The 1,973-nt window shown below is 68.2% G+C and carries 7 protein-coding genes; 1 reads left to right on the top strand and 6 read right to left on the bottom strand.

From position 1 onward, the window contains the following. Positions 1 to 54 precede the first annotated feature (54 nt). From Pme01_RS30630 to Pme01_RS30655, 6 genes are read right to left on the bottom strand one after another with little or no spacing between them, the layout of a single operon-like run. Positions 55 to 453: a hypothetical protein gene (locus tag Pme01_RS30630; RefSeq protein WP_203935994.1), complete on the bottom strand. Its 399-nt coding sequence runs from the start codon at positions 451 to 453 to the stop codon at positions 55 to 57. A 2-nt stretch (positions 454 to 455) separates the two neighbouring features. Further along, on the bottom strand, positions 456 to 755 hold the full coding sequence (locus Pme01_RS30635; protein ID WP_168115976.1) for a hypothetical protein: 300 nt from the start codon (positions 753 to 755) through the stop codon (positions 456 to 458). A gap of 2 nt (positions 756 to 757) precedes the next feature. After that, a complete protein-coding gene (locus tag Pme01_RS30640) occupies positions 758 to 1,027 on the bottom strand; it encodes a hypothetical protein (protein ID WP_168115977.1) in 270 nt (89 codons plus the stop codon). Further along, positions 1,024 to 1,206 (bottom strand): DUF1059 domain-containing protein, encoded by a 183-nt coding sequence (locus Pme01_RS30645; RefSeq protein ID WP_168115978.1) that lies wholly within the window; start codon positions 1,204 to 1,206, stop codon positions 1,024 to 1,026. The genes Pme01_RS30640 and Pme01_RS30645 overlap by 4 nt, the downstream gene beginning before the upstream one ends. Positions 1,207 to 1,224: 18 nt before the next feature. Beyond that, on the bottom strand, positions 1,225 to 1,452 hold the full coding sequence (locus Pme01_RS30650; RefSeq protein WP_168115979.1) for a hypothetical protein: 228 nt from the start codon (positions 1,450 to 1,452) through the stop codon (positions 1,225 to 1,227). Positions 1,453 to 1,474: 22 nt separating this feature from the next. Continuing rightward, a complete protein-coding gene (locus Pme01_RS30655; RefSeq protein ID WP_168115980.1) occupies positions 1,475 to 1,738 on the bottom strand; it encodes a hypothetical protein in 264 nt (87 codons plus the stop codon). A 167-nt stretch (positions 1,739 to 1,905) separates the two neighbouring features. On the opposite strand from Pme01_RS30655, the gene Pme01_RS31920 reads away from it, so the two are divergent. Further along, positions 1,906 to 1,973: helix-turn-helix domain-containing protein (locus tag Pme01_RS31920; RefSeq protein ID WP_373315560.1), on the top strand; the 68-nt coding region annotated here is incomplete at its 3' end.

The following is a 1,973-nucleotide window of genomic DNA, read 5'->3' on the forward strand; positions in this document are numbered from 1 at the left end:
GCTGTTCCACGCGCAGCGCGGAGGGAATCCCCGTCCTTTAGGACGGGGAGAACGTCAACCGGCGACCAGGTCGGCCTTGGACTCCCCGTGAGTCGCGCCGTTGCCCGGCTGGTAGCCGATCGCGTCGTGCAGCCGCGAGCGGCGCCGTCCGGAGGCCGGGCGGGCCGGTGGGTGCTCGGCCGGTTGGGCGGGCTGCGGCGTCACGCCGGCGACGATGCCCTCGGCCATCCCGTAGAGCAGGGGCAGCGCCCCGGCCACCACGCCGCCGGTACGGTTGATGTGCTCGACGCCTGGCTCGATCGCCTCCGCGTGCCCGACGATCGTGCGCACGGTCTCCGCGCACTCCTCGAGGTTGGTGGCGATCCGGTTGAGCTGGCTGCCGACGATGAACAGGTAGAGCGCGAGCCCGGCGATCAGCAGGGCGACAACGACCACCGACAGGATGACCATCACGGCTACGACCTCACTTTGTCGAGTACGCGGCCCAGGAACAGGTGGTGCTGAAGGCCCTCGGCGAGGACGGCGTCCACGCCTTCGGCGGTCTTGCCGATCAGCGCGGTGTCGGCGGTGTTGGCCGCGGCGGCCCGCAGGGTGTCGCGCACCATGACGACGCGCGTGTCGATCCGGTGCACCAGGGCGACCAGGATCGTGAGCAGCGCGGCGACCGCGACCACGATCACGAATCCGCCGATGATCGCTCCCCACCACAGGCTGCGCTGGGTCGGCGTCAATGCCAGTACAGTGGCGGCTTCCATGGTCAGCCTCCTAGCCGGGTGCGCCCGCGGTTGAGCCCCGCGACGATGACCTCGGCATGGTTGATCGTCTTGGTCAGCTCGCTGAGGGCTGCGGTGTTGTGCACCGACTCGGTGAGGGAGTCATTGATCATCTTGGCTTCCTTGCCGATGGACGCCGCCAGGACCAGGATCGGTACCACGAGGGCGACGACCACCAGCACGACGACGATGGTTATCGCGTAGCCGATGATCCAGCCGGTGGTCTCGCCGGCCGCTGCCGCCAGTGCGATCATGGCTTCACCCCGATCTCCCGGATGGTGTTGTCCCTGACGAACTGCACCAGCGACTTGGTGGGTTTGGCGACGCGGTGCTTGACCACCACGTGCCGGGCCACCTCGGTCATCAGCTCGTCCTCGGTGGGTGCGGTGAAGCGGGTCCGGCACACCGGGCTGCCGCATCGGAACTCGTACATCGTCGGCTCCTCCCGGGCTCAGACCGATTCGCAGAAGTCTCGGACCGGCTTGAGGTTGGCGTTGACCGAAGGCAGCACCTCCGGGACCGTCCGGGTCTGATGGGCCACGACCCACACCCCGACGATGACGGTGCCCAGGGTCTGCCGGATGGCCTTGAGGTGGAAGATGACCCGCAGCAGACCCACCGCTGCGGCAAGGATGATCAGCGCGGTGATGGTCAGGGTCACCCAGGCGGCTGCCGGCATGACGACGCTTCCTCTCTCTGCTTCAGCTCTGGTCGGGCAGGAGCTTCGCGACGGAGCCGGCGTACCGGGTCGCGCCGACCGCCACGTCGCGGATGGTGCGGTCGGTGACGGCCAGCATCTCCGGTACGTCGTCGAGCTCACCGGTGAGTGCGACGCCCCCGGCGAGGATGTCGTCGGTCGCCGCGCGGATCCGCTCCAGCGCCGCGAGCACGCGGTTGAGCAGCGCGACGAGGACGGGGACCACGACGAGCAACAGAATCGCGTTGCCGATCCACCACAGCGTCATCGGATTCCTTCCGTGGATACTCCGGCCTTCGGGCCGGAGAGGAAACGGAACTCCTGCGGAGCAGGGCAGGCAAAGCCGATCCGCCGCCAAGGCGGATGGGCGTCTACCCGCGCGTCACCGAAAGGTTTACTAGTTGTCGCGCTAGATTGTGAGCCTTGTCCGGGACGGTGAAGCGGGCGTTCAAGTACCGCTTCTATCCGAGCCCGGAGCAGGCCGCCGAGCTTGCTCGGACGTG

This window comes from Planosporangium mesophilum (assembly GCF_016863255.1).
Classification (GTDB): domain Bacteria; phylum Actinomycetota; class Actinomycetes; order Mycobacteriales; family Micromonosporaceae; genus Planosporangium; species Planosporangium mesophilum.

Coding starts and splice junctions, on each gene's coding strand:
- Pme01_RS30650 (WP_168115979.1), bottom strand. CDS start 1,452: ATGCCGGCAGCCGCCTGGGTGACCCTGACCATCACCGCGCTGATCATC.
- Pme01_RS30635 (WP_168115976.1), bottom strand. CDS start 755: ATGGAAGCCGCCACTGTACTGGCATTGACGCCGACCCAGCGCAGCCTG.
- Pme01_RS30645 (WP_168115978.1), bottom strand. CDS start 1,206: ATGTACGAGTTCCGATGCGGCAGCCCGGTGTGCCGGACCCGCTTCACC.
- Pme01_RS30655 (WP_168115980.1), bottom strand. CDS start 1,738: ATGACGCTGTGGTGGATCGGCAACGCGATTCTGTTGCTCGTCGTGGTC.
- Pme01_RS30640 (WP_168115977.1), bottom strand. CDS start 1,027: ATGATCGCACTGGCGGCAGCGGCCGGCGAGACCACCGGCTGGATCATC.